We start from the raw sequence: 25,761 nt of genomic DNA, 5'->3' as shown, positions 1-25,761 counted from the left end.
CGTCGTGCTACTTGTCGGTCGGCTCCTGGGCCCCGGCCGCGTCCTCACCCGCCGGCTCCTCGGCGGAGCCGTCGGCGTCGGCGGCGGCCGGCTCCGCGCTGGCCTTCGCACCGGCAGCGGTCTTCGCCGCGGGCTCCGGCTCGGCGGACCGCTTCTCCGCGGGCTCCGGCTCGGCGGACCGCTTCTCCGCGGGCTCCGGCTCGGCGGACCGCTTCTCCGCGGGGTCCTTCGCCGCCTGCTCCCCGGCGGGCTCCTTCGTCCCGGTCCGCTTCTCCGCCGGCTCCGGCTCCGCGGGGGCGCCGGCGGCGATGACCGCGTCGGGAACCAGCTCGATCGCCTCCTTCGCCGCCGACAGCAGAACCGTGTCCTGCGGGGCCTGGTCGGCGAAGTTCTCCGGGTGGTGGCAGGCCACCCGCTGACCGGGCTTCAGCTCCACCAGCTGCGGCTCGGTCGTCTTGCAGATCTGCGTCGCCTTCCAGCACCGGGTGTGGAAGCGGCAGCCGGACGGCGGGGCGATCGGGGACGGCACGTCACCGCGGAGCAGGATGCGCTCGCTCTTCGCACCACGGCGCTTCGGGTCCGGGATCGGCACCGCCGACATCAGCGCCTTGGTGTACGGGTGCATCGGCGCCTCGTACAGCGAGTTGCGGTCGGCCAGTTCGACGATCTTGCCGAGGTACATCACGGCGATCCGGTCCGAGACGTGCCGGACGACGGACAGGTCGTGCGCGATGATCACGTAGGTCAGGCCCAGCTCCTCCTGGAGGTCGTCCATGAGGTTGACGACCTGGGCCTGGATCGAGACGTCGAGTGCGGAGACCGGCTCGTCGGCGACCACCAGCTTCGGCTTCAGGGCGAGCGCGCGGGCGATGCCGATGCGCTGGCGCTGACCGCCGGAGAACTCGTGCGGGTAGCGGTTGTAGTGCTCGGGGTTGAGACCCACGACCGACAGCAGCCGCTGCACCTCCTTCTTGATGCCGCCCTCGGGCGTGACGCCCTGCAGCCGGAAGGGGGCGCCCACGATGGTGCCGATGGTGTGGCGCGGGTTCAGCGAGGAGTAGGGGTCCTGGAAGATCATCTGCACATCGCGGCGCAGCGGGCGCATGCCGCCGACGCCGAGGTGGGTGATGTCCTTGCCCTCGAACTCGACCGTTCCCGCGGTCGGCTCCAGCAGCCGGGTGATCAGCCGGCCCATCGTGGACTTGCCGCAGCCCGACTCCCCCACGACGCCCAGCGTCTCGCCGGAACGCACCTCGAAGTCGATGCCGTCCACGGCGCGCACCGCACCGCTCTGCCGCTGCAGCAGGCCCTTGCGGATGGGGAAGTGCTTCTGCAGGCCGGTGACCTTCAGCAGGATCTCGCCGGGGGCGGCGCCCTTGGCGAGGGTGGCCGTGCCGGAGGTGCCCGGCTCCGCCACCGCGGACGCCGGCTCCGCGCCGTCGCTCTGGGCAGGGATCTTCACTGCCTTGTCCTTGGCGTTCTCACTCACAGCTTCGGCGCAATCTCTTCGGTCCAGATCCGCTCCCGCTGCTCCTGCGACATGTGGCAGGCGGCCCAGTGCCGGCTGCCGACCTCGGTCAGCTCCGGGCGGACCGTGCGGGTGACGTTGTCCTTCGGGAGGTCCGCGTACGGGCAGCGCGGGTTGAAGGCGCAGCCGGACGGGACGTTGATCAGCGAGGGCGGGGAGCCCTTGACCGGGATCAGGCGCTCCTGCTGCTCGCGGTCCAGGCGGGGCATCGAACCGAGAAGGCCCCAGGTGTACGGGTGCCGGGGCTCGTAGAACACCTTCTCGGCCGGACCGCGCTCCACGCACCGGCCGCCGTACATCACCAGGATGTCGTCGGCCAGCTCGGCGACGACGCCGAGGTCGTGCGTGATGACGATGACCGCGGAGCCGAACTCCTTCTGCAGATCGCGGATCAGGTCGAGGATCTGCGCCTGGACGGTGACGTCCAGGGCGGTCGTCGGCTCGTCCGCGATGAGCAGCTCGGGGTTGTTGACCAGCGACATGGCGATCATGGCGCGCTGGCGCATACCGCCGGAGAACTCGTGCGGGTAGCTGTCCGCCCGCTTGTCCGGCTGCGGGATGCCCACCCGGTCGAGCATCTCGATGGCCCGCCTGCGGGCGGTCTTCTTGTCGACGTCGTGGTGGATCCGGTACGCCTCCACGATCTGGCTGCCGATCGTGTAGTACGGGTGCAGCGCGGAGAGCGGGTCCTGGAAGATCATGGCCATCTCGCGGCCGCGCAGCTTGCGCACCTCGACGGGGTCGGCCGAGAGCAGCTCCGTGCCGTTCAGCCAGATCTCGCCGGAGAGCTGCGGCTTGCGCCTGCCGTACTGGCCCGTGGTGTGCAGGCCCATGATGCCGAGCGAGGTGACCGACTTGCCGGAACCCGACTCGCCCACGATGCCGAGGGTCTTGCCCTTCTCCAGCTGGAAGCTGAGGCCGTCGACGGACTTGACCAGGCCGTCGTCGGTGGGGAAGTGCACCTTGAGGTCGCGCACCTCGAGGAAGGCGGTGGGGGCGGCCGAGGCGGCGACGGGTTCGCCGACGGCCGCTCCGGTCTTGTGCAGTTCGGTCATCCCAGCCTCACTCGCGGGTCGATGACGGCGTACAGAAGGTCGACGGCGAGGTTGGCGAGAGCGATCGCGAGGGCCGCGAGCAGGGTCACCCCGAGGATGACCGGCAGGTCGTGGCTGCTGATCGCCTGCACCGCGGCGAGACCGAGGCCGGGCAGGTTGAAGGTGGACTCCGTCAGCACGGCACCGCCGAGCAGCGCGCCCAGGTCCAGGCCGAAGACCGTGAGGATCGGGGTCATCGCCGAGCGCAGGGCGTGTCTGCTGATGACCGCCCGTTCCTTCAGGCCCTTGGCCCGGGCGGTGCGGATGTAGTCCTCGCCCAGTACGTCCAGCATGGTCGCCCGGGTGAGACGGGCGTACATGGCGGCGTTCAGCAGGGCGAGCACGATCCACGGCAGCAGCAGCGTCTCGAACCAGACGCCGATGGAGTCGTCGGTGTTGAGGCCGTCCTCGATATGGATCCAGCCGAGGTTGTGGACGAAGAGGCCCATCGCCACCATGCCGGTGAAGAAGACCGGCAGCGAGACACCGCCGAGCGCGCCGATCATCGCCGCGCGGTCCCAGAACGAGCCCCGCTTGAGCGCGGAGACGACACCGGCCGCGACACCGGCCGCGAGCCACAGGACACAGGCACCGGCGGCGAGCGCGGCGGTCACCGGCATCGCTTCCTTCAGGGTGTCCCACACCGGCTTCTCGGTGACGAAGGAGTAACCGAAGCAGGGGGCGGGACAGTGCGTGACGTCACTGCCGTTGGCGTAGTCACGCCCCATCGGGATGCCCTTGACGAAGTCCCAGAACTGGACGAACAGCGGCTGGTCGAGGCCCAGCTTGGTGCGGATGCCCTCGATCTGTTCGACTCCGGTGGCCTTGCCGGCGAAGAGGACGGCGATGTCCTGGCCCGCCCACTTGGGCAGCATGTAGAAGACGGTGAAGGTCGCGAGCAGGACGACCAGCACCATGATGAGTACGGCGAACAGGCGCCGGATGAGGTAAGCAAGCACTGTGCGCGGCCCGGCGGCGGCCGGTCCCTCCTTGTGGGAGGTCCCGGTCGCCGCCCGGGCCATCACCTGCCCTTCGGACTGGCGGGTTTCGGCGGCAAGGGTTCGATCACTTCGGTGGTGCGGGCTGCTACTTGACGACGCCCAGGGAGACGTAGTCGTAGCGGCCGTTGTAGGCGGCGGACGAGTAGACGTTCGTCAGCCGGGGACCGCGCCACGAGATGTTCTTCTCGTAGATGAACGGCATCCAGTCGGCGTTGTCGATCAGCTTCTTGTTCATCTGCTCGTACAGCGACTTGGCCTTGGCCTTGTCGGTCGTCGCGATCGCGTCGTCGAAGAGCTTGTCGATCTTCGGGTCCTTGATCTGCGACTCGTTGTAGTTGCCGTTGTCGAAGATGAACCGGCTGTCGAACAGCGGCTGGGCGTAGCCCTGACCGGTCGGGAAGTCCGGGCCCCAGCCGCTCATCGTCATGCCGTAGCCGCGCTCCTTCACGACCTTCGGCGAGCCGGTGATGCTGGAGGACTGGGCACCGTCGATCGAGTCGACCTCGATCTTGATGCCGACCTTGGCGAGCTGCTCCTGCAGGGCCTCGGCGGTGTCGACCTCACCCGGGTTGTTCGTCCGGGCGGTGATCTTCGTGGAGAAGCCGCCGGGCTTGCCGCACTGCTTCAGCTCGTCCTTGGCCTTGGCCAGGTCCGGCTTGCCCTTGCGGGCGAGGACACCGTACGGGTCGTAGTCGCTGTAGCCCGGGATGGACTTGGGGAAGACGGAGTTGGCGATCTCACCACCGGCGATCTCACCACCACGGGTCTGCTGCAGGCCCTTGAAGTCGGTGGCGTAGAAGACGGCCTTGCGGCAGTGCGCGTCGTCCAGCGGCTTCGTGTTGTGGACCATGGCCACGTAACGGACGAAGGACGTCTGGATGTTGTCGATGTCGGCGCGGTGGTCCTGGACGGCGGTGACGCGGCCCGACTGGGTCATGCCCGTGCCGTTGACGTCGACGTCGTAGTCGCCCTCCATCAGCTTCTTGTCGTTCTCCTCCAGGTTGGCGGAGATCGTCACCGTGATCTTCTCCGGCAGCGCCGGGCGGAGCGGGTCCGAAGCCTTCTTCCAGGCGGTGTTGCGGACCAGCGTCAGGCTCTTGCCGGCGTTGTACGACTGGACCTTGTACGGGCCGGAGGACAGCGGGTGCTGGGTGTACTTGGCGCCCGTGTCCTTGGCGGCCTTCACCGGCGCGCCGGTCGGCATGGCGAGGAACTGCTCGAAGTCACCGTTGGGCTTGGGCAGCTTGAAGACGATGGTCTGGTCGTCCGGCGTCTGTATCGCCTTCAGGCCCAGCTTGTCCTTGGACTTGTCCTTGTACGGGCCCTTGTACTCGCCCTTGGGGTCGAGCGTCTGCTTGATGTACGCCGGACCGCCGGTGATCACATCGGTCGCCCAGATGCGCTCGATGCCGTACTTGATGTCCTTGGAGGTCAGCTTGGAGCCGTCCTCCCAGGTCAGTCCGTCGCGCAGCTTGTAGGTGTAGGTCTTGCCGTCGGCGGAGACCTGGGCCGGGCCGGTGGCGAGGTCGCCGACCAGCTTGTTGGACGCCGCGCCCGGCTTGGTGTCGTAGGTGACCAGGGTGCGGGTGAAGAACCGCAGGAAGTCCCAGGTCATGCCGTAGTAGGTGCGCTGCGGGTCCAGCGAGTCGAAGTCCTGCTTGCCGACGAACTTCAGCGTGCCACCGGTCTTGGTGGACGCGTTCACCACCTTGTCCAGCGCCGCGTTGTAGCCGGCGCCCTTGCTCTTGCTGTCGCCGTCATCGTCACCGCCGCCGCACGCAGTGGTGCTCACCAGCGCCGCGACAACGAGGGCCGCGCCAGCAGCGAGCCGCCGCTGCGGGAAACCTGTAAGCATTTTCTCGTAACCTCCGAGATTCGCGGTCCCGGGCCTTAGCCGGAGAACCATGGAGAGAGCCGCCTGACAGTGCGGCAGGGGCAAGTCGTCGTGGGTCAGCGGGTCCCCTTGGGGTCCAGCGCGTCGCGCAGCCCGTCCCCGAAGAGGTTGAAGGCGAGGACGGTGATGAAGATCGTGGCGCCCGGGAAGACCATGAACATCGGGTCGTGCTCGTAGGTCTGCAGTGCGTCGCGCAGCATGCCGCCCCAGGACGCGGTGGGCGGCCGGACACCCGCGCCGAGGAAGCTGAGGGCGGCCTCGGTGAGGATGTTGGTCGGGATCATGAGCGTCGCGTAGACCAGGATCGGGGCGACCAGGTTGGGCAGCAGTTCCTTGAACAGGATGTGCCGGCTGCCGCCGCCGAGGCTGCGCGCGGCCTCGATGTATTCGCGTTCCCTGAGGCTCAGCGTCTGCCCGCGGACGATACGGCCGACGTACGGCCAGCCGAAGAAGCCGATGACGAGGACGAGGACCGCGATGCGCACGCCGGTGCCGCTCAGACCGAGCAGGTCGTCGGGCAGGACCGAGACGAGGGAGATGATGAACAGCAGCTGCGGGAAGGAGAGCAGCACGTCCATCGTGCGGCTGATCAGCGAGTCGACCCAGCCGCCGAAGTAGCCCGCCATGATGCCGAACAGGGTGCCGAACACGACCGCGACCACGGCGGCCAGGAACGCCACGAGCAGCGAGATGCGGGCGCCGTAGACGATACGGCTGAAGACGTCACGTCCCTTGTTCGGTTCGACGCCGAAGAGGAAGTCGCCGCTCACACCGCCCCAGGCACCCTTGGGGAGGTTGGTCAGCTCGTCCAGCTTCTCCTGGTGGAACTCGTTCGGCGGGTGGCCGAGCAGCGAGACGAGCAGCGGGGCGAAGACGGCGACCAGCACGAGGACCAGGACCGTGCAGCCACCGGCGAGGGCCAGTTTGTCCTGCTTCAGCCGGTGCCAGGCGATCTGCTTGAGAGACCGGCCCTCGATCTTCCGGCCGCCGCCCGTCTCCGGCGGCGCGGTCGGGGTCGCTTCCGCAGTCGTGTCATGCAGTGGCGCCGTCATCTGGCAGGGACCCCTCTCAACCGGCGGTGGCCGGCCCGCACTTGCCGCTGGTAGCGGCCTCAATCAGTCCGTCGTACACAGGGGCGAGCCCCTTGGAGAGGGAGTCTTCAATGCCGGTGTGATGAGTTGCCAGACTTGAGGGCGAATGGATGCGCAAACGTGATGCTGGCTGCGGTTTCTCGTTATGCGGACACCACGTAACGCTCCCCGAACGGGGGCAGTCGAGACAAAGCCGACGGTTCGCCGGCCGGGCGGCGCCGCACACCCGGGCCGGATCGCCGAGTGGCCTGGATCACACCACGCCCGCGAGGTGCCCGCTTTCGGCCATCGGGCGGCAACTGTCCACGGAACAAGCCCGGGCAATCCGCATACATGATTCACTCGTCAACGAACGCGAACAAGATCACTTGAGGTTCCCCTGAGCATCACCCCGTTCCGCTTGTGAACTCCCGTAGAGGGCAAGGGAGTTGCTCGCTACTTTTTCCGGCGACACACACGACGCCCAGAGCTTCTTCACATCTTGTGCGGTTGCTCGGGCACACTCGAACGGGGGAACGATGACCACACGCAGAAAGCTCACCGCGAGCACTGCCGCGCTGGCCACGCTGGCCGGATCGCTGACCATCGTCGCGGTGTCGGCCGGTACCGCTTCGGCCGGCTGCCAGCCCGACCGCGACGACCTCAAGCCGCGCTACGTGGCCGGCTCGGCGAAGAAGGCCAGGATCAGGACCGGCCTGGCCAGCTCCGCCGTGCAGGGTCCCGGCCAGGCCCGCTACCACGACGTCAAGTCGGCTGCCAGCTCCGTGGAGGGTTCCGCCGAGGCCAAGGCGGAGATCGGCAAGTGGATCGCCAAGGCCGAGGTCAAGGCCGGTGTGAAGCTCGCGAAGAAGTGGTCGCACAAGGAGGAGTGGGAGTACGTCCTCTACATCGACCGGGGCAAGACGCAGCGCATCCGGATGTGGCACCTCGCCAAGAAGCAGACCATCACCAAGTACATCTGGGACGTGGCCCACTGCTCCAAGACCAAGGTGAAGTGGAAGCACACGATGATCACTCCGATGAAGGGCAACTCCAACAACGTGTGGCTGCGCGAGAACGCCTGACACGTGGCGTGTGAGGAATGAGGACGGGACCCCGAACCGGTGCGGGGTCCCGTTCCCGTCCGGGCCGGCCGGGCGTGCGGTTCAGTAGCCGCCGTGCACCGGCGGATAGCCGTAGCCGGCGGCCGGGGCCTGCGGCGGGAGCTGGGGCTGCGGCGGGGCCGCGTGGGCCTCGCGGTCGTAGAACGGGCGCGCGTTGGCGCGCAGCCACATCACCACCGGGTCGTACTCGTCCGTCATCGCGACCGTCGACACGGGCAGCCCCTCCGGGACCGCCCCGACCGACTGCTGCATCATCGCGCGCACCGAGTCCACCGCGGCGGGCGAGGCGTCGTACACGTCCAGGCCGATGGTGAGGTAGGGCGCCCCGAGCGCCGGCTGCACCCAGGCGCGGCGCAGCGAACGCAGGGCCGGGGTCCGGTGGGCGTTCTGCGTCAGCAGGGCGTAGAACTGCGGGATCTCGATACCGGGTTCGGTGACCCGGAGCGGCCCGGCGGGCTGGCGGTCCAGGCCCGTGGCGATGCGGCGCAGATCCAGCCAGGGGATGCCGACGCCGCCTCCGTGGGCGTGCGGGTTGAGCCAGAGGCCGTAGTGGTCCGGGTAGAGGGTGCGGGCCACGTCGAGTCCGTCGACGACCTCGTAGGAACGGTTCCAGCCACTGGCGGACAGCTCCTGGGCGGAGGTCACGCAGGGGGCGTAGTGGAAGCCGTCGACCTCCATGTCCCCGTACTGGGCGTCCGGGGAGCCGGCCTGGCCGTGCCACAGGAGCATCCAGATCTGGCCGGAGGACGGGGTGGCGAGGGCGCGCAGCAGGGCCTCGTAGGCGTCGTAGCGTCCGGGCGTGACCTGGCGCAGCATGTGCTCGACGCTGCCGCTGTGGCTCGCGCTCACCTGTCGTACCGGCCCTTCTTCGTTTGCCCCTCGTTTCGGAGACAGCTTATGCGCCCGGTGCCCCGGAGCCTCGGGTTCGTCCGCGGGTGCGGGTCGTGCGCGGCCGGCCGTGCGGCTGTCCGCGCACCTTCGGGGCAGGTCAGTGACCGTGCTGGAAGAAGGGGTGGACCTTCGTCCGCAGCCAGTCGGCGACCGGGTCGTCGGTCACGTCGAGGAGGACGAGGTTGACCGGCCACTTGACCGGGACTTTGCCGAGGGCCCGGCCGAGGGCCGCCAGCGGCAGTTCGCGCAGGTCGCCCTCCCAGCTGGAGAGTTCCACGCCGACGAACAGCACCGGGTCGGCCGTCTCGACGGCGGCCAGGCAGCGCCGGGCGGTGCGGACCACGCCGGTCCCGGCGAACTCGGCGGAGGCGGCGGCGAGGAAGTCGACGGGGTCCTCCTGCCAGTCGGGCTCGAAGAGCCGGACCCGGCCGCCCGTGCCGGGACCGTCGAGCGGAGTACGGCCCACGCGGCACAGCTCGGCCACCGCGTCGGGCGGCAGCGGAACGCCCACCACGCCACCGGGGTTCACGGCCAGGCCCGCCTGCGGGGGCAGGCCCTGGGCGAACTCCACGGCGGGCGCGACGGTGTACGACATGTGGGAGCCGGCGACCAGGCGGAGCTGCTCCTCCGAGGTGAACACCGGGACGTACGCCTGGCCGCCGATGTCCATCGTGGGCAGGTCCATCGGGACGCTGTGCGGGTCCCCGCCGTTCGGCAGGGGGACCCACAGCAGGCTCCGGCCGAGGACCTCGATGATCCGGCCGCCCGCGGACGGGATGCCGAGGGAGGCCGAGAGCACCTCCTCCAGCTCGTTGCCGGGCCAACCGCCGTGCGGGTGGGGGTGCGTCTGTGCCGGGAAGTCCGCGGGAATGTCCGCCGGGAAGTCCATCTGCCTACCGCCTGCTGGGAACCACTGCTGTGAGCAAGAAGGCTAGCGGGCGGCGAAAGGTGCCCGTACCCGCGCCCGGTGATCCGCTCGGCCGGGGATGCCGGTGGGCTGATCGCCCGGTGGAGCCGGTGAGCTGTTCGGCCCGGGAGGCGGGCTGGTCGCCCGGTGGAGCCGGTGAGCTGTTCGGCCCGGGAGGCGGGCTGGTCGCCCGGTGAAGCCGGTGAGCTGTTCGGCCCGGGATGCCGGTGGGCCCGGGATGCCGGTGGGCTGTTCAGCCGGTGAAGCCGATGCGGTGCAGGGTGTCCGCCGCGGACCGGTCCAGCACCACCGCCGAGCCGCAGCCCGCGGGCAGCTCGCCGCGCTCGATCGCGCCGAGCAGCCGGGCGGTGGTACGCCGGTGGCGGCCGAAGGCGTACCGGGAGACGCCCCGGCCGCGCTCGCGCTGGCCGTCCCGGGCGGTCTCCGGTGCGACGTCGAGCAGCAGCAGGTGCAGGGTGCCGCCGCGGCGGCGGGCCTCGCGGGCCAGCCAGGCGCGCACCCAGGCCTGGGTGCCGCAGTCGTGCACGGCGACGCCCTCCCCAGCGCGCAGCGCGCGGCGCAGGCCGGTGTAGTGGGCGAGGCGCACCAGGGGGCGGTAGAGCGCGTAGGGCAGGACGCGGGGCAGGCGGTCCGCGAAGCGGTCGCGGGTGTCCTGGGAGTCGATGCGGCGGCCGTGGACCGCGCGCCGCATCAGCGTGGACTTGCCGCCGCCGGGCAGGCCGGTGACCACCACGACGTCCCGGGGGCCGAAGACCAGGGCCCGGGGGCTGTGGCCGTCCCGTTCGCGCAGGTCGCGGACGACCGGTACGGGGCGCCGCGCGCGGCGCTCGCGGGCGGGGGCGGAGGGCTGCTTCGGCACCGCGACACCGGTCGTGGTGGCTGCTGCGGTGACGTACGCCGTGGTCCTGTTCACCGTGATCGTCCTCCCCTGTGGCCTCGGTCATCCTCATGCCCGCTTTACGTAAAGAGAAGGTAATGGGCGAGGGTCGGCGTTTTCGTGCGCGTACTGCCACAGGTCGGTTACGGATGCGGGCCCTGACGGGCGGGGGCGCGGCGTGCAATGATGTGCCCGCCAACTGCATACCGGCCGCTTGAATCCGCGCGGGAGAGTCCCCAGCTTCCTGGGGCGCCGAAGGAGCAAGTCCCTCCCTTGAATCTCTCAGGCCCCGTTACCGCGCGGGCGAGGCACATCTGAAAAGCGAGCCGCTGCCACAGTGGCTCCACCCAAGGTGCAAGCCGTGATCGCCCCCGTGGCGGTCGAGGCGAACCTCTCAGGTTCCGATGACAGATGGGGAGGACGTTCCTCGCCCGTCATGTCTGCCCTGGGAGACGACCGACCGATGAGCAGTACCGAACCCCGTCGTACCGCGCTGGACGCGCTGCATCGCTCGCTCGGCGCGACGATGACCGACTTCGCCGGCTGGGACATGCCCCTGCGCTACGGCTCCGAGCGGGACGAGCACCTCGCGGTGCGGACCAAGGCCGGCCTGTTCGACCTCTCCCACATGGGGGAGATCACCGTCACCGGCGCCGGTGCGGCCGCCCTCCTGAACTTCGCCCTGGTCGGCAACATCGCCTCCGTCGGCGTCGGCCGCGCCCGCTACACCATGATCTGCCAGGCCGACGGCGGCATCCTGGACGACCTGATCGTCTACCGGCTCGCCGAGACCGAGTACATGGTCGTGGCCAACGCCTCCAACGCCCAGGTGGTGCTGGACGCGCTGACCGAGCGCGCCGCCGGCTTCGACGCCGAGGTCCGCGACGACCGCGACGCCTACGCGCTGATCGCCGTCCAGGGTCCCGAGTCCCCGGGCATCCTGAAGTCCCTCACCGACGCGGACCTGGACAATCTGAAGTACTACGCCGGTCTGCCCGGCACCGTCGCCGGGGTCCCGGCGCTGATCGCCCGCACCGGCTACACCGGCGAGGACGGCTTCGAACTGTTCGTGAAGCCGGAGCACGCCGTGCAGCTGTGGCAGGCGCTGACCGGGGCGGGCGAGGGCGTGGGGCTGATCCCGTGCGGCCTGTCCTGCCGGGACACCCTGCGCCTGGAGGCGGGCATGCCGCTGTACGGGCACGAGCTGACCACCGGGCTCACCCCCTTCGACGCCGGGCTCGGCCGAGTGGTCAAGTTCGAGAAGGAGGGCGACTTCGTGGGCCGCGAGGCGCTCACCGAGGCCGCCGCCCGGGCTCAGGAGAACCCCCCGCGGGTACTCGTCGGCCTGGTCGCCGGAGGCCGTCGGGTGCCGCGCGCCGGTTACTCCGTCGTCGCGGGCGGGAAGGTGATCGGCGAGGTCACCTCCGGCGCCCCCTCGCCCACCCTGGGCAAGCCGATCGCCATGGCCTACGTCGACGCGGCGCACTCCGCGCCGGGCAGCGAGGGCGTCGGCGTGGACATCCGGGGCACCCACGAGTCGTACGAGGTCGTGGCACTGCCGTTCTACAAGCGCCAGAAGTAGACACTGGACGCGCGGCGTCCCGACGGCGTGACCCTGCGCACATGTCCCCTGCTCACGAGCAGCTCCATCACTCCCCCCTTTCATCAGCACTCCCGCGCGTACAGGAGAATTCAGGCCATGAGCAATCCCCAGCAGCTGCGCTACAGCAAGGAGCACGAGTGGCTGTCGGCCGCCGAGAACGGCGTCGCGACGGTCGGCATCACCGAGTTCGCGGCCAACGCGCTCGGCGATGTGGTCTACGCCCAGCTCCCCGAGGTCGGCTCCACCGTGGAGGCGGGCGAGACCTGCGGTGAGCTGGAGTCGACGAAGTCGGTCTCCGACCTCTACTCGCCGGTCTCCGGTGAGATCACCGAGACCAACGAGGACGTCGTCAACGACCCGTCGCTGGTGAACTCCGCCCCCTTCGAGGGCGGCTGGCTGTTCAAGGTGCGCATCAGCGGCGAGCCGGACGACCTGCTCTCCGCCGACGAGTACGCCGCCCACACCGCCGGCTGAGGAGTCGTAGCCCCATGACTGTGCTGAACACGCCCCTGCACGAGCTGGACCCGGAGATCGCCGCCGCGGTCGACGCCGAGCTGCACCGCCAGCAGTCCACGCTGGAGATGATCGCCTCCGAGAACTTCGCGCCGCTCGCGGTGATGGAGGCGCAGGGCTCGGTCCTCACCAACAAGTACGCCGAGGGCTACCCCGGCCGCCGCTACTACGGCGGCTGCGAGCACGTCGACGTCGCCGAGCAGATCGCCATCGACCGGATCAAGGAGCTGTTCGGCGCCGAGTACGCCAACGTGCAGCCCCACTCCGGCGCCTCCGCGAACCAGGCGGCCCTGTTCGCGCTGGCCCAGCCCGGGGACACCATCCTCGGCCTGGACCTGGCGCACGGCGGCCACCTGACCCACGGGATGCGGCTGAACTTCTCCGGCAAGCAGTTCGACGTGGTCGCCTACCACGTGGACGCCGGGACCGGCCTGGTCGACATGGCCGAGGTCGAGAAGCTCGCCAAGGAGCACCGCCCCAAGGTGATCATCGCCGGCTGGTCGGCGTACCCGCGCGAGCTGGACTTCGCCGAGTTCCGCCGGATCGCCGACGAGGTCGAGGCGTACCTGTGGGTCGACATGGCGCACTTCGCGGGCCTGGTCGCCGCCGGTCTCCACCCGAACCCGGTGGAGCACGCGCACGTGGTCACCTCGACCACCCACAAGACCCTCGGCGGCCCGCGCGGCGGCGTCATCCTGGCGAAGAAGGAGTTCGCGAAGAAGCTGAACTCCTCCGTCTTCCCGGGCTTCCAGGGCGGCCCCCTGGAGCACGTGATCGCGGCCAAGGCCGTGTCGTTCAAGGTCGCGGCGGGCGAGGAGTTCAAGGAGCGGCAGCGCGTCACGGTGGAGGGTGCCCGCATCCTCGCCGAGCGCCTCACCGCGCCCGACGCCCGCGAGGCCGGGGTGAACGTCCTGTCCGGCGGCACCGACGTGCACCTGATCCTGGTGGACCTGCGCGAGTCCGAGCTGGACGGCCAGCAGGCCGAGGACCGCCTCCACGAGGTCGGCATCACGGTCAACCGCAACGCCGTCCCGAACGACCCGCGCCCGCCGATGGTCACCTCGGGCCTCAGGATCGGTACGCCGGCCCTCGCCACCCGCGGCTTCACGGCCGAGGACTTCGCCGAGGTCGCGGACGTGATCGCCGAGGCGCTGAAGGCGCCCTCCCCCTTCGGGGCGGCCGACGCCGAGGCCCTGAAGGCGCGCGTGCAGGCGCTCGCCGCCAAGCACCCGCTGTACCCGGGTCTGAACAAGTAAGTCACCTTTCGCGGGGCACCGCGCACACTGGAAGAACCGGTGCGCGGTGTCCGCACCCCTGTGTCAGTCCTGCACCACCCCCGCACCACCCCTGCTTCACCCGTATTGAGGAGTCACCCGTGGCCATCTCGGTCTTCGACCTGTTCTCGATCGGCATCGGCCCGTCCAGCTCCCACACGGTCGGCCCGATGCGGGCGGCGCGCATGTTCGCCCGCCGGCTGCGCAACGAGGACCTGCTCGGTTCCGTCGCGTCCCTGCGCTGTGAGCTGTACGGCTCACTCGGCGCGACCGGCCACGGCCACGGCACGCCGAAGGCGGTCCTGCTGGGTCTGGAAGGCGCCTCACCGCGCACGGTGGACGTCGAGACGGCCGACGAGCGCATGGAGACGATCAAGCGGAGCGGACGGCTGAGGGTCCTCGGCGAGCACGAGATCGCCTTCTCCTTCGACGACGACCTGGTCCTGCACCGCCGCAAGGCCCTGCCCTACCACGCCAACGGCATGACGATATGGGCGTACGACGCGGCCGGCACGGAGCTGCTCTCCAAGACGTACTACTCGGTCGGCGGCGGCTTCGTCGTCGACGAGGACGCGGTCGGCGCGGACCGCATCGTGCTGGACGACACGGTGCTGAAGTACCCCTTCCGCACGGGCGACGAGCTGCTGCGCCTGACGAAGGAGACGGGCCTGTCCATCTCCTCCCTGATGCTGGAGAACGAGCGGGCCTGGCGCACCGAGGAGGAGATCCGGGCCGGTCTGCTGGAGATCTGGCGCGTGATGCGCGAGTGCGTGCAGCGCGGCATGTCCCGCGAGGGCATCCTGCCGGGCGGCCTGAAGGTCCGCCGCCGCGCGGCCGTCTCGGCCCGCCAGCTGCGCGCCGAGGGCGACCCGCTGGCGCACGCGATGGAGTGGATCACGCTCTACGCGATGGCGGTGAACGAGGAGAACGCGGCCGGCGGCCGGGTCGTCACCGCCCCCACGAACGGCGCGGCGGGCATCATCCCGGCGGTCCTGCACTACTACATGGACTTCGTGCCGGGCGCCGACGAGGACGGGGTCGTCCGCTTCCTGCTCGCCGCGGGCGCGATCGGCATGCTCTTCAAGGAGAACGCCTCCATCTCCGGCGCCGAGGTCGGCTGCCAGGGCGAGGTCGGCTCGGCCTGCTCGATGGCGGCCGGCGCGCTGGCGGAGGTGCTGGGCGGATCGCCGGAGAAGGTGGAGAACGCGGCCGAGATCGGCATGGAGCACAACCTGGGCCTGACCTGCGACCCGGTCGGCGGCCTGGTCCAGATCCCGTGCATCGAGCGCAACGGCATGGCCGCGGTGAAGGCGGTCACGGCCGCGAAGATGGCGATGCGCGGCGACGGCTCCCACAAGGTGTCCCTGGACAAGGTCATCAAGACCATGAAGGAGACGGGCGCCGACATGTCGGTGAAGTACAAGGAGACCGCGCGCGGCGGGCTCGCGGTGAACATCATCGAGTGCTGAGGGCGGACCGACGGGCCTCTGCCGCGCCGCCGCCCGGGACCGGTGCCGGCCGGGGGTCTTCGTGAAGGAGACCTCGGTGCCGACGGCGGTGGCCGCCGCGTCCCACACGTAGGTGCGTGTCGGGCGGGCTGGACCGTGAGGATGTCGGTGAGCGGGGAGCGGCCGACGGTGCCGGGACCGGCGGCCTGGTGGGCATGCCAGCCGCGGCGACCGAGAGCCACGCGTCGCCGGCTCGGCGCCCGAAGGCCCGGCTGCCGGCGGGGTTGCCCCAGGGCCTGATCTCGCGGACGCGGAGGCCTGGGAGAGGGATGCCACGGCGTTGGTCCTCTCCGCTCCGGTACCGCCGTGACGACACCCGGGCGAGCGGGGTTGTCCGGATGAACTTCGCTCCACGGGAAGCCGTGTCCGGGCGACGGCCCGGCGAACGAGGGGTTGCCGTCAGCCGGGACGCGGACGGAGATCCAGGGCTGCGCCGCCGGGCCGGACGGCCGCGCAACGCCCCGAAACGCCCTGCGTATACGGCGACCTTCCAGATGCGCCGGGCACCCTGGTAACCCGCGGAGGCCGCCTCCGCCACCCCCTTCCCGGGGCACGGATTCCGTCGGTTCCGATGCCGTCCGCCTGCCTCACCCGCCCCCGCGCCGTGCCCAGCACACGACCGCCGCCGACCGTGCGGGCACGGTCCGGGCGGCCACACGGGCACGGGCCGGGAGGCGCCCCGTCACCCGATCGCCCGGCCGCGCGAAGGCTGATGTTGTCCCCGGGGCTACCGCCTGGTAATCGCTCCCCTCTACGCTGCCGCCAACTCAGCGTCGGCAAAGGGGAGTTCATAGATGCACACGATTCGTGCGGCGAGACGGACGGCGGCGCTCGCGGGGGCCGCCGCGCTGCTGGCGGTACTGCCGGGGAACGCCCACGCGGCGTCGCCCAGGTTCTCCGGGACGACGGCCATCGGCACGCACAACGCCTACGACAAGGCCAAGTACACGTACTTCGCCCAGGCGTTGGACTCCGGAGCCTCGCTGCTGGAGCTGGACGTGTACGTCGACAGCATCACCCACCGCTGGCGGGTGAGCCACAGCAACCCGTTCGGTGACAACAACAACTGCGAGGCCGCGAAGACACCCGCCGAGTTGTACAGCAAGAGCCGCGACCAGGACCTGGGCAGCTGCCTGGACAACATCGCGGCCTGGAACCAGTTGCACCCCGACCACCCGCCGATCGTCTTCAAGGTGGAGATGAAGGTGGGCTTCAACGACAGAGCGGGCATGGGGCCGGACGAGTTCGACACCCTGGTCTCGCGGAAGCTCGGCAGCAGCGTGTACAAGCCGGCCGACCTGCTGGGCGGGTCGTACGACTCGCTGGACGCCGCGGCCAGGGCCGACGCCTGGCCGTCCCGCGACTCACTGAAGGGCAGGTTCCTCTTCGAACTGATCCCGGGCACGGTGGAGCAGTCGAACCCGTTCGACCACTACTGGACGGACGAGGAGTACGGCGACCACCTGCGCGACCTGTACGCCGCCGGGAACATCCCGGCGGCCCAGGCCTTCCCGGCCGTGCTCGGCGCCGAGAACGGCGATCCGCGCGCCGGCCGTTACGACGCCTCGATCCGGCCCTGGTTCGTGTTCTTCGACGGCGACGCGGCGAGCTACGTGAACGGCGGCTACGACACCTCGTTCTACTCGGCGAACCGCTACGTCCTGATCATGACGGGCGCCGACGGCGTGTCCCCGGCGATCTCCTCGACCGCCCCGACGGACGCCGAAGTCGCCGCCCGGCTCGCGCTGCTGGCGAAGGACCACGCGAGCTTCATCACCTCCGACTGGTCGGCGAAGCCGGCGGCCGTACTGGGGTCCGTGACGGCACGGGGCTGACAGCGTCCGGGCGCACGGACGGATCGAGCGGGCCGTAGCGGGGCATATAGCTCCCAACTCCTGTCACCCCACAGGCACTCAGGGAGTCTCCCCATGCTCCACGGCATCGATGTCAGCGCGTACCAGTCGTCGTCCTACGGCACCGACGGCCTCTCCTTCGTCTTCGTCAAGGCGACGGAGGGCCGTTCGTACGTCAATCCGAGACTGGCCGCCCAGACCAAGCACGGCCGCGACGCCGGCCTCGTCGTCGGCTTCTACCACTTCCTGTGGCCGGGACACATCGGCGAACAGGCCGAGTACTTCGTCTCGCACGCTCCCGAGAAGGCGGGCGACCTGCTCGCCGTCGACTGGGAGACCACGGGCGACGGGACGCGCGCCGGCAACGCGGAGAAGGACCAGTTCATCCGGAAGGTCAAGCAGCTGCGCCCGCACAACAGGGTCCTGCTCTACACCAACCGGGACTTCTGGCTCAACGTCGACACCACCTCGTACGCCGGGGACGGTCTCTGGATCGCCGACTACGTGAGCGCCGGCAAGCCCCGCATCAAGGCCAAGTGGCGGTTCCACCAGTACACCAGCGAGCCGCACGACAAGGACGTGGCCGATTTCGCCGGCAAGACCGCCCTGCGCGACTGGGCCACGCCCTGACGGCGCCGCCCTAGCCCTGGAAGTCCGCCGGTCGCTGCGGCGACGCTTCGGCCAGGGCCTTCGCCACACCCGCGGTGCCTTCCCGCAGGCCGTACACCGGGGTGCCGGGCTGCTGGCGCCAGGAGTCGTCGATGCCGCCCGCGTCGACGGTGTCGAAGCCCAGCTCGTCGATCAGGTCCCGGACGATCCGCTTGGCCGCCTCGTCGTCGCCGGCGACCGGGAGCGCCATGCGCTCCGGGTCGCCGGCGGGTCGGGGGCGGTCCAGGATGTCCTGGGCGTAGGTGCCGTTGAAGGCCTTGATCACCGGGTGGCCGAGGTGCCGTTCGGTCCAACGGCTCTCGGTGAGACCGTCGTCCTCGATGGCCGCGATCCGGCCGTCCCGCTGCTGCGGGTAGTAGTTGCCGGTGTCGATCACCGCGACGCCCTCCGCGGCGCCGCCCAGCAGGCCGGTGGGGAGGTCCGGGACCGCCTTCAGGGGGACGGTGACGACCACGACCTGCGCGCCCTCGGCCGCCTCCGTGACGCGTACCGGGGTCGCACCGGTCTCCTCGGCCAGCGCCCCGAGCGTCTCGGGGCCGCGCGAGTTGGCCACGGACACGTCGTGGCCGAGGGCGGTGAGCCGCCGGGTGAGGTTGCCGCCGATGTTGCCCGCACCGATGATGCCGATCTTCATGACACGCCCTCCGGGGTCGATGCATGCACATGCATGCGTCTGTACGGAGGCGACAACCGGGCGAGGGCGGAGCGTATTCCGCACCACGGCGATCGGGTGAGCCGCTCCCCGCCCGCGCGGCCCGAGAGGCACGCCGGTGAGCGTCGCCGCACTCGTGGCCCGCGCGACCCGGCGGGGACGGCGAGGGGGCATGACGAAGGGGGCACCCCGCCCGCTCACTGCGGGAAGAGCACCCCCTCACGGGTACGTCACTTGTTCAGGCAGGCCCAGAACTCGTCACTTGTTCAGGTAGGCCCAGAACTCGTCGAACGACAGGACCTTGTCGCCGTTGAGGTCACGCGTCTTGATGACGGCCTCCGCCACCGTCTCGGTGACGTTCCAGTCACCCGCCTGGGCCAGGGCGGACTTGAACTCCGCAGCGGTGATGAATCCGTCACCGTCCGCATCGATCCGCTGGAACTGCTTGCGTGCTTCCTCGATGTCCGCCACCGATCCGCCCCTTTTGTTCGTTTTTCTCATAGCCGTGCTGGCGTACTGACGCTGGTCAGATTAACGGCCCCCACGAACCCGGGGTGCGGCGACCACCCGGCCGGCGTCCGCGGAGAGTGTCCGGAGCCGGCGTCAGCGGAAGATGCCGGTGTGCCCGAGCGAGTAGCGGCCGGGCTGCGGATAGACGGCGAGGCCGTGCGGGCCGCTGCCGACCTTGATGCGGGCCAGTTCGGCACCGGTGCGGGTGTCGATGGCGTACACCTCGGAGTTGTAGCGGCCGGACAGCCACAGGATCTTGCCGTCGGCCGAGACGCCGCCCATGTCGGGGCTGCCGCCGCCGGGCAGGTGCCATTTCCTGGTGAGCCGGCCGGCGGCGAAGTCGAAGATCGAGATGGAGCCCTCGCCCCGGTTGGAGATGTACATCTCGCGGGAGTCCCGGCTGATGTACAGGCCGTGGGCGCCCTTGCCGGTGGCGAGCAGCTCGGGCCTGGTGAACCTGTCCCCGTCGAGGACCCACACCCCGTCGGCCGCCATGTCCGCGATGTAGAACCGCTTGCCGTCCGGCGAGAGCTTGACGTCCTGCGGCATGGCTCCGCGGAGCGGCAGCTTCTCCTGGGCGACGACCTTCATCCGTGCGGTGTCGACCTTGAGGACCTCGCCGCTGAACTCGCAGGAGACGATGAAGTAGCGGCCGTCGACGGAGAAGTCGGCGTGGTTGACGCCGTAGCAGCTGACCGGCACGGACTTGACCACCTTCATGGTGTGCGCGTCGCGGAAGACGAGCTGCCGGTCCATGGAGGCCATGACGACGGCGTACTTGCCGTCGGGGGTGAAGTACAGGTTGTAGGGGTCGTGCACGTCGACCGGCTTTCCGGCCCTGCCGGTCCGCGGGTCGATCGGGGTGAGGCTGTTGCCGAGGTCGTTGTTGACCCAGAGGGTCTTCAGATCCCAGGACGGCACGACGTGCTGGGGCTGGCGGCCGACCGGGATGGTCTCGAGGATCCGGTAGGTCGCGGGGTCGATGACGGTGACGGTGTTCGAGTTGGTGTTGGGCACGTACACCCGCGACGGGAAGTCCTTGACGACCGGGGAGAGCCGGTTCGGGCGGTCGGCGGCGTAGACGTCGGCCGGATCCTCCACGGGCGGCATCCCGGGCAGCACGCTCACCGGGGCCGGCTTCCCCTTCGGCCGGACCGGTGCGGGCGCCTTGCTGGCGAGGGCCTCGTCCTCGTGGTGCCGGCTCCCGCCGCCGCACGCGGACAGGAGCGTCAGGGCGGTGAGGGCGGCGCCTGCGGCCAGCAGGCGGGCGGCTTGGGTGGTTCGCATCAGCTCAGCAGCTCCGTGGTGGTGACCGCGCGCAGTCCACGGCGGTCGAGTTCGTGGAGGACGTCGGGCAGGGCGGTCACCGTGTCCGGGTATCCGAGGTGCAGGCTGACCACCGAACCGTTCGCCACGTCGGCGAGGACCTTGGTGGTGACGGCGGCGGCGCCGGGGCCGGTGTAGTCGAGCGAGTCGACGTCGTACGACAGCACGTGCGGGTAGCCGGCCGCCTGGGCCAGCCGTGCGACGAGCGGGGAGGCGGTGGGCGCCCGGGAGGGGCGGAACCAGGTGCCGATGGATCCGGTGAGCCGCTGGAGCCGGTCGGCGCAGTCGGTGATCTCCCTGCGGGCGTCGGCCTCGGCGAGGGTGTTGACGGCGATGTGCCGCTCGGTGTGGTTGCCGAGGTCGTGGCCGCCGTCGAGGATGCGCCGGGCGACGTCCGGGTGTTCCTCCAGCCAGGTGCCGACGGCGAGCACGGTGAGGCGGGCGCCCCGTTTCTCCGCCTCGTCCAGCAGGGAGTGGGCGAGGGCGGGGTCGCCCTGGCCGTGGAAGGTGAGGGCGACCTGGGGGCGGGTGCGCGGGCCGTGGGTGATCTGCACGGGCTGCCCGGGGTAGGCGCGGGGGGCGGGGGCGGCCTGGAGGGTGGCCGCGGCGTGGCCGGGGACACGGGCGGCGGACGCGGACGCCGGGGGCGGGGCGGGGGGCGGTGCGGCCTGGCCGGCGCCGCAACCGGCGGCGAGCGCGCCGCCGGCGACGAGCCCGGCGCCCGCGCGCAGCACCTCGCGTCGGTTGGTGGTGGTCACCCGCACCATTTAAGGGGTGATTGGTAAGAAAACCGCCGATTGGTCGCTTTGGGGGATGCCTTCGGGTCGTGCGGTCGCCTGAGTCGCTTCGGGGCGTCCGGCCCACGCCGGGCCCCGGAGGCGGGGCCGGCGGTCGCCAGGGGGGATTCGGGGCGGGTCGCGCGGGGGACGGCGCCCGCTCGTGCGACGGAGCCGTGGGCGCGCGGGCCGCCGGGCCGCGGGCTCAGCGGTCGGCGACCCGCATCTCGAACCAGGTCGTCTTGCCGCGCGGGAGCAGGTCCACGCCCCACCGGTCGGAGAGCTTGTCCACGAGGAAGAGCCCGCGGCCGCTGACGTCCATCTCCTGGACCGGCATCAGACAGGGCAGCCCGCGCGAGGGGTCCCGGACCTCCACCCGGATCCAGCCGGGCCGGCGTCGCATCCGCAGGCCGAAGACCCGGGCCCCGGTGTGCCGTACGGCGTTGCCGACGAGCTCCGACACGAGCAGGACGGCGTCCTCGGCGAGCTTGGGAGACAGCCGCCAGGTACGCAGGACGACGACCTGGGCGAGCCGGCGCGCGGTGGCCGCCGACTCGGGGCGGGACGGCAGCGGCACCTCCGCCTCCGTCGGGTTGCCGAACAGTTCGAGCGCCTTGAGCGCCTGTTCGTCCTCGACCGCCGGCGACCAGCGAGCCGCGGTCGCACGGCCGTGTCCCCGCGGCTGCTCGATGCCCTCCAGCCCCGCCATGCCCCCATGATGGCGGCCCGTGGACGTCTTGGGGGCCGTTCCGGAGGAATACGCCCCCCGCACGCCCCCGCTCCAGGCTCGTCTCCCGTCATATGCCGAAGACATACCGAGGCCCGGCACACCTCCGTCGACCTGCGGTGACGGCTCACTTCCGGGCAATCGTCAGGCTCCCTCGACAAGCCAGGCTTAAGGTTGCCTTAAGGCTCCCATAAACCGCCCCATCGAGGGACCCGGACGAGACAACATGTCAATTGCAAGGCCCTGGGGCCGAGTTACGGGGAAGTTCACACCGGCGAGGCTCAGCGGAACTTGGCCTTGCCGGGCCCTTCCTCCACGAAGCTGCGCATGCCTCGCTCTCGGTCCTCGGTGGCGAACAGACCCGCGAACCAGTTCCGTTCGACGGTGAGCCCGGTGTCGATGTCGGTCTCCAGACCGGCGTCGACCGACTCCTTCGCCGCGCGCAGCGCGATCGCCGGGCCCTGGGCGAGCCCCGCGGCCCAGGCGTGCGCCTGCTCGTACACCTCCGCGGCCGGCACGATCCGGTCCACCAGGCCGATGGCCAGGGCCTCGTCGGCCCGGACCTGACGGCCCGTGAAGATCAGGTCCTTGGCCTTGGAGGGGCCGATCAACCGGGGCAGCCGCTGGGTGCCGCCGGCGCCCGGGATCAGGCCGAGCAGGATCTCGGGCTGGCCGAGCTTGGCGTTGTCGGCGGCGATGCGGTAGTCGGCGCACAGCGCCAGTTCGCAGCCACCGCCGAGCGCGTAGCCGGTGATCGCGGCGACGACGGGCTTGGGGATGCGGGCCACGGCGGTGAAGGAGTCCTGCAGGGCGCGGGCGCGGGCGACCATGCCCGCGTGGTCCATGTTCTGCATCTCCTTGATGTCCGCGCCCGCCGCGAACACCCGTTCGCCGCCGTAGATCACCACGGCGCGCACGTCGTCGCGGCGCGTGGCCTCCTCGGCGAGCTCCTTCAGCCGGTCCTGCGTGGCGATGTCCAGCGCGTTCATCGGCGGCCGGTCCAGACGCAGGACTCCCACGCCTTCGGCGACTTCGAGATTGACGGTCATGCAGGCAGGTTAACGGCGACTAACGCCGACGGGCCCGGTGCCGTTCCTCACAGCACCGGGCCCGTACGCCGGGGTCGGCTCACTTCTTCCAGTCGGCCCAGGACATGTTCCAGCCGTTGAGGCCGTTGCCGGGGTCCACCGTGCGGTCGTCGGAGTTCTTGACGACGACCACGTCGCCGATCATCGAGTGGTTGAAGAACCAGGCGGCCGGGACGCTCTTGCTGTAGCCGCCGCGCACGTCCTGCAGGCCGACGCAGCCGTGGCTGGCGTTGTAGTTGCCGAAGGCGCCGCCGCCCCAGTAGTTGCCGTGGATGAAGGTGCCGGAGGTGGTGAGGCGGATGGCGTGCGGCACGTCCTTGATGTCGTACTCGCCGCCGTAGCCGACGGTCTCGCCGTTCATCCGGGTGACGGCCAGCTTCTCGCTCATGACCATCTGGCCGTTCCAGGTCTCGTAGCCGGGCTTGCCGGTGGTGACCGGGATGGTCCTGACGACCTTGCCGTCCTGGGTGATCTTCATCGTGTGCTTCTTGGCGTCCACGACGGAGACCTGATTGCGGCCGATGGTGAACTTCAGGGTCTTGTGCTGCTTGCCGTAGACGCCGTCGCGGCCCTCGACGCCGTCCAGATCGAGGTCGACGGTGACCTTCGTGCCGGCCTTCCAGTACCTCTCGGGCCGGAAGTCCAGGCGGTCGTTGCCGAACCAGTGCCCCTCGACGTCGACGGCCGGTTCGGTCCTGACCGTGATGGCCTTCTCGACGTCCCGGGGCTTGGTTATGCCCCGGGTGAAGTGCACGGAGAACGGCATCCCGACACCGACGGTGGAGCCGTCCTCGGGGGTGAAGTAGCCGACGAAGGTGTTCTTCGGAGTCAGCGTGGTGAAGCTGGAGTCCTCGGCCGCCTCACGGCCCTCGGAGTCCTTGGCGACCGCGTGCACCGTGTACTTGGTGCCGGCGGCCAGGTGCGTGGACGGCGTCCAGGAGGCGCCGCCGGTGATCGCGCCGTCGACCTTCGCGCCCTTGGTGTCCTTGACGGTGACCTCGGTCAACCTGCCCTTGGCGACGTCGACCTTCACGGCGCCGGTGGTGTCGACGCCCGTGGCACCGGACTTGGGGGTGATGGTGACGGCGGCGGCCGACTGCTTGTCCTGGGTGCCGCCCTTGCCCTCGCCCGGGCCGGAACCCGTGCCGCCGCCCCCGCCGCACGCGGTGAGCGCCAGCAGCAACGCGCCGGCCACCAGGGCCACCCCCCTGCGGCCTGTGCCCCGCCCCTCAACCGATGCCCCCGATATCGGCCGCACGTTCAAGTTGTTCTCCCCTCACAGGCCCAGGTCAGGCCATGCCCCGGCGCGTCCCGCGCGCACATTGGGGCATGGTAACCGCAGGGTTTTGAGCGTGGTGTCAGGCGAATGTCACCGTTCCGTCGCAACTTCCGCCGCCCACCGGCACCGCCCACCCCGCCCCTCACCTCGTACTTCCACCCGGCCGCCGGCCGGTCGAGCCGCCCGGCGGCCGGGCAGGGCCGCGCCCCCGCCCGGGTCACTTCACCGCGCTGCCCGCCAGCCAGTCCTTCCAGGGCATGTTCCAGCCGCCGAGGCCGTTGTCGGGGGCGACGGTCTTGTCCTTGCTGTTGACGATCTCGATGACGTCGCCGACGAGGCTGCGGTCGAAGAACCAGCCCGCGGGGGTGTCCGAGCTGCCGCCCTTGACGTCCGTCAGGCCCACACAGCCATGGCTGACGTTCTCCCTGCCGGGGGCGTCCGGATTCCAGTAGTTGCCGTGCAGGAAGGTGCCCGAGTCGGTGAGCTTCATGGCGTGCGGCACGTCGGCGATGTCGTACTCGCCGCCGAAACCGACGGTGCGGCTGTTCATGCGGGTGACCTCGAGCATGTCCATCACCACCATCTTCCCGTTGTAGCTCGGGTGCTTGGGGGCGCCCGCCGTGATGGGGACGGTGGCGAGGAGCTGTCCGTCGCGCCGTACGTCCATGGTGTGCTTGGCGGCGTCGACCAGGGAGACCTGGCTGCGCCCGACGGTGAAGGAGAAGGTCTTGTCCTGCAGGCCGTAGACGCCGTGCGCGCCCTCGACGTCCCGCAGGTCCAGGTCGACGGTGACCTCGGTGCCGGGCTTCCAGTAGCGCTCGGGGCGGAAGTCCAGGCGGCCCTTGCCGAACCAGTGCGGCCGGATCTCGACGGGAGGCCGCGCCCTCACGTGCACGGCGCGTTCGACGGCGGCACGGTCGGCGATCTCCCGGCTGAAGGACAGGGAGACGATCATCCCGGTGCCGACGGTGGCCCGGTTCTCGGGGGTGACGTAGGCGATGAACCGCTCGTCGGGGACATAGGTGGTGAAGGTGGTGTGCCGGGCGGAGCGGCGGCCCTGGGCGTCCAGGGCGACCACATCGACGGTGTACTGGGCGGCGAGCGCCAGCCGGTCGTCGTCCGGCTGCCAGCTCAGCCCGTCGTCGCTGACATGGCCGCGGACCGGAAAGTCCTGCGCGTCCTGCGTCTTGACGACCGTCACCTTCTCCAGGCGCCCGCCCGGCAACCGGACCCGCAGCCGGTCGCCGGGCCGTACGCCCTTGCCGCCGTCCTCGGGGGTGACCCGAATGGCGTCCTCGGACGCCGGGGATCTGCCCAGCGCCCCGCCCATGCCCAGCGGTCCCGGGCCGTCCGGGGAACAGCCGGCCAGCAGCCCTGTCCCCATCACTACCGCCGCCAGCGCGGCCCACGCGCGCCACGCGCGTCCTTGTACGTGCCTCACGCGGGGCTCAACGACGGGGCGGCTCCGGGGAAACGTGAGTGCGACGCACGCACTGGGCAGAACAGAGGGAAGGACGACACGTTGGGGAGCCGCCGCGCCCGCGCCGGAGCCGTCGGGGCGCAGTCGTGCCGGGTG

At 70.5% G+C, this 25,761-nt stretch carries 23 protein-coding genes and 1 riboswitch; of the genes, 7 read left to right on the top strand and 16 right to left on the bottom strand.

The window, feature by feature from the left end; translation table 11 throughout:
• Positions 1-7 precede the first annotated feature (7 nt).
• From ACGFT2_RS15280 to ACGFT2_RS15260, 5 genes are all read right to left on the bottom strand, one after another.
• Positions 8-1,462 (bottom strand): dipeptide ABC transporter ATP-binding protein, encoded by a 1,455-nt coding sequence (locus tag ACGFT2_RS15280; RefSeq protein WP_393277955.1) that lies wholly within the window; start codon positions 1,460-1,462, stop codon positions 8-10.
• Positions 1,463-1,485: 23 nt separating this feature from the next.
• Positions 1,486-2,583, bottom strand: coding sequence for an ABC transporter ATP-binding protein (locus tag ACGFT2_RS15275; RefSeq protein WP_393277952.1), 1,098 nt, complete (start codon positions 2,581-2,583; stop codon positions 1,486-1,488).
• Positions 2,580-3,581 (bottom strand): ABC transporter permease, encoded by a 1,002-nt coding sequence (locus ACGFT2_RS15270; protein WP_393278412.1) that lies wholly within the window; start codon positions 3,579-3,581, stop codon positions 2,580-2,582. The genes ACGFT2_RS15275 and ACGFT2_RS15270 overlap by 4 nt, the downstream gene beginning before the upstream one ends.
• Positions 3,582-3,708: 127 nt before the next feature.
• Positions 3,709-5,478, bottom strand: a complete 1,770-nt coding sequence (locus ACGFT2_RS15265) for an ABC transporter substrate-binding protein (protein ID WP_393277950.1) — start codon at positions 5,476-5,478, stop codon at positions 3,709-3,711.
• Between the two features lie 95 nt (positions 5,479-5,573).
• Complete coding sequence (locus tag ACGFT2_RS15260) at positions 5,574-6,569, bottom strand: ABC transporter permease (protein WP_393277948.1); 996 nt, start codon at positions 6,567-6,569, stop codon at positions 5,574-5,576.
• Positions 6,570-7,126: 557 nt separating this feature from the next.
• Here ACGFT2_RS15260 and ACGFT2_RS15255 point away from each other — a divergent pair.
• Positions 7,127-7,672 carry a hypothetical protein gene (locus ACGFT2_RS15255; RefSeq protein ID WP_393277946.1) on the top strand — a complete coding sequence of 182 codons (546 nt, stop codon included), beginning with the start codon at positions 7,127-7,129 and terminating at the stop codon, positions 7,670-7,672.
• An 81-nt stretch (positions 7,673-7,753) separates the two neighbouring features.
• Here the strand turns inward: ACGFT2_RS15255 and ACGFT2_RS15250 are convergent, their stop codons facing one another.
• The 3 genes from ACGFT2_RS15250 to ACGFT2_RS15240 all read right to left on the bottom strand — a co-directional run bounded on the left by ACGFT2_RS15250 (position 7,754) and on the right by ACGFT2_RS15240 (position 10,443).
• Positions 7,754-8,527 carry an enhanced serine sensitivity protein SseB C-terminal domain-containing protein gene (locus ACGFT2_RS15250; protein ID WP_393278409.1) on the bottom strand — a complete coding sequence of 258 codons (774 nt, stop codon included), beginning with the start codon at positions 8,525-8,527 and terminating at the stop codon, positions 7,754-7,756.
• Between the two features lie 172 nt (positions 8,528-8,699).
• Positions 8,700-9,491 carry an enhanced serine sensitivity protein SseB gene (locus ACGFT2_RS15245; protein ID WP_393277944.1) on the bottom strand — a complete coding sequence of 264 codons (792 nt, stop codon included), beginning with the start codon at positions 9,489-9,491 and terminating at the stop codon, positions 8,700-8,702.
• A 271-nt stretch (positions 9,492-9,762) separates the two neighbouring features.
• Positions 9,763-10,443: an AAA family ATPase gene (locus ACGFT2_RS15240; RefSeq protein WP_393277942.1), complete on the bottom strand. Its 681-nt coding sequence runs from the start codon at positions 10,441-10,443 to the stop codon at positions 9,763-9,765.
• A gap of 179 nt (positions 10,444-10,622) precedes the next feature.
• Positions 10,623-10,715: riboswitch (glycine riboswitch) on the top strand.
• A gap of 155 nt (positions 10,716-10,870) precedes the next feature.
• Between ACGFT2_RS15240 and gcvT the strand changes: the two genes are divergently transcribed.
• The 6 genes from gcvT to ACGFT2_RS15210 all read left to right on the top strand — a co-directional run bounded on the left by gcvT (position 10,871) and on the right by ACGFT2_RS15210 (position 17,788).
• The gene (gene gcvT, locus ACGFT2_RS15235) at positions 10,871-11,989 is read left to right on the top strand and encodes a glycine cleavage system aminomethyltransferase GcvT (protein WP_393277940.1); all 1,119 of its coding nucleotides are present in this window, start codon (positions 10,871-10,873) and stop codon (positions 11,987-11,989) included.
• Positions 11,990-12,106: 117 nt separating this feature from the next.
• Positions 12,107-12,484 (top strand): glycine cleavage system protein GcvH, encoded by a 378-nt coding sequence (gcvH, locus tag ACGFT2_RS15230; RefSeq protein WP_393277938.1) that lies wholly within the window; start codon positions 12,107-12,109, stop codon positions 12,482-12,484.
• Between the two features lie 14 nt (positions 12,485-12,498).
• On the top strand, positions 12,499-13,779 hold the full coding sequence (gene glyA, locus ACGFT2_RS15225; protein ID WP_393277936.1) for a serine hydroxymethyltransferase: 1,281 nt from the start codon (positions 12,499-12,501) through the stop codon (positions 13,777-13,779).
• Between the two features lie 119 nt (positions 13,780-13,898).
• A complete protein-coding gene (locus ACGFT2_RS15220) occupies positions 13,899-15,266 on the top strand; it encodes an L-serine ammonia-lyase (protein WP_393277934.1) in 1,368 nt (455 codons plus the stop codon).
• An 833-nt stretch (positions 15,267-16,099) separates the two neighbouring features.
• On the top strand, positions 16,100-17,140 hold the full coding sequence (locus ACGFT2_RS15215; RefSeq protein WP_393277932.1) for a phosphatidylinositol-specific phospholipase C domain-containing protein: 1,041 nt from the start codon (positions 16,100-16,102) through the stop codon (positions 17,138-17,140).
• Positions 17,141-17,233: 93 nt separating this feature from the next.
• Positions 17,234-17,788, top strand: coding sequence for a glycoside hydrolase family 25 protein (locus tag ACGFT2_RS15210; RefSeq protein WP_393277930.1), 555 nt, complete (start codon positions 17,234-17,236; stop codon positions 17,786-17,788).
• A 10-nt stretch (positions 17,789-17,798) separates the two neighbouring features.
• On the opposite strand, the gene ACGFT2_RS15205 is transcribed toward ACGFT2_RS15210, so the two are convergent.
• The 8 genes from ACGFT2_RS15205 to ACGFT2_RS15170 all read right to left on the bottom strand — a co-directional run bounded on the left by ACGFT2_RS15205 (position 17,799) and on the right by ACGFT2_RS15170 (position 25,569).
• The gene (locus ACGFT2_RS15205) at positions 17,799-18,461 is read right to left on the bottom strand and encodes an NADPH-dependent F420 reductase (protein WP_393277928.1); all 663 of its coding nucleotides are present in this window, start codon (positions 18,459-18,461) and stop codon (positions 17,799-17,801) included.
• A gap of 276 nt (positions 18,462-18,737) precedes the next feature.
• The gene (locus tag ACGFT2_RS15200; RefSeq protein WP_393277926.1) at positions 18,738-18,950 is read right to left on the bottom strand and encodes an EF-hand domain-containing protein; all 213 of its coding nucleotides are present in this window, start codon (positions 18,948-18,950) and stop codon (positions 18,738-18,740) included.
• Between the two features lie 132 nt (positions 18,951-19,082).
• Positions 19,083-20,276, bottom strand: a complete 1,194-nt coding sequence (locus ACGFT2_RS15195; RefSeq protein WP_393277924.1) for a hypothetical protein — start codon at positions 20,274-20,276, stop codon at positions 19,083-19,085.
• Positions 20,276-21,082, bottom strand: coding sequence for a polysaccharide deacetylase family protein (locus ACGFT2_RS15190; RefSeq protein WP_393277922.1), 807 nt, complete (start codon positions 21,080-21,082; stop codon positions 20,276-20,278). The genes ACGFT2_RS15195 and ACGFT2_RS15190 overlap by 1 nt, the downstream gene beginning before the upstream one ends.
• A gap of 214 nt (positions 21,083-21,296) precedes the next feature.
• A complete protein-coding gene (locus ACGFT2_RS15185; RefSeq protein ID WP_393277920.1) occupies positions 21,297-21,800 on the bottom strand; it encodes an ATP-binding protein in 504 nt (167 codons plus the stop codon).
• Between the two features lie 299 nt (positions 21,801-22,099).
• Positions 22,100-22,867, bottom strand: coding sequence for an enoyl-CoA hydratase/isomerase family protein (locus tag ACGFT2_RS15180; protein WP_393277918.1), 768 nt, complete (start codon positions 22,865-22,867; stop codon positions 22,100-22,102).
• Positions 22,868-22,946: 79 nt separating this feature from the next.
• Positions 22,947-24,170, bottom strand: a complete 1,224-nt coding sequence (locus tag ACGFT2_RS15175) for an Ig-like domain-containing protein (protein WP_393277916.1) — start codon at positions 24,168-24,170, stop codon at positions 22,947-22,949.
• Positions 24,171-24,402: 232 nt separating this feature from the next.
• Positions 24,403-25,569: an Ig-like domain-containing protein gene (locus tag ACGFT2_RS15170; protein ID WP_393277914.1), complete on the bottom strand. Its 1,167-nt coding sequence runs from the start codon at positions 25,567-25,569 to the stop codon at positions 24,403-24,405.
• Between the last annotated feature and the right edge of the window lie 192 nt (positions 25,570-25,761).

Origin of the sequence: Streptomyces sp. NPDC048514 (assembly GCF_043199955.1) — a bacterium.
Classification (GTDB): domain Bacteria; phylum Actinomycetota; class Actinomycetes; order Streptomycetales; family Streptomycetaceae; genus Streptomyces.
This window is presented reverse-complemented; position numbering and strand designations above follow the sequence as displayed.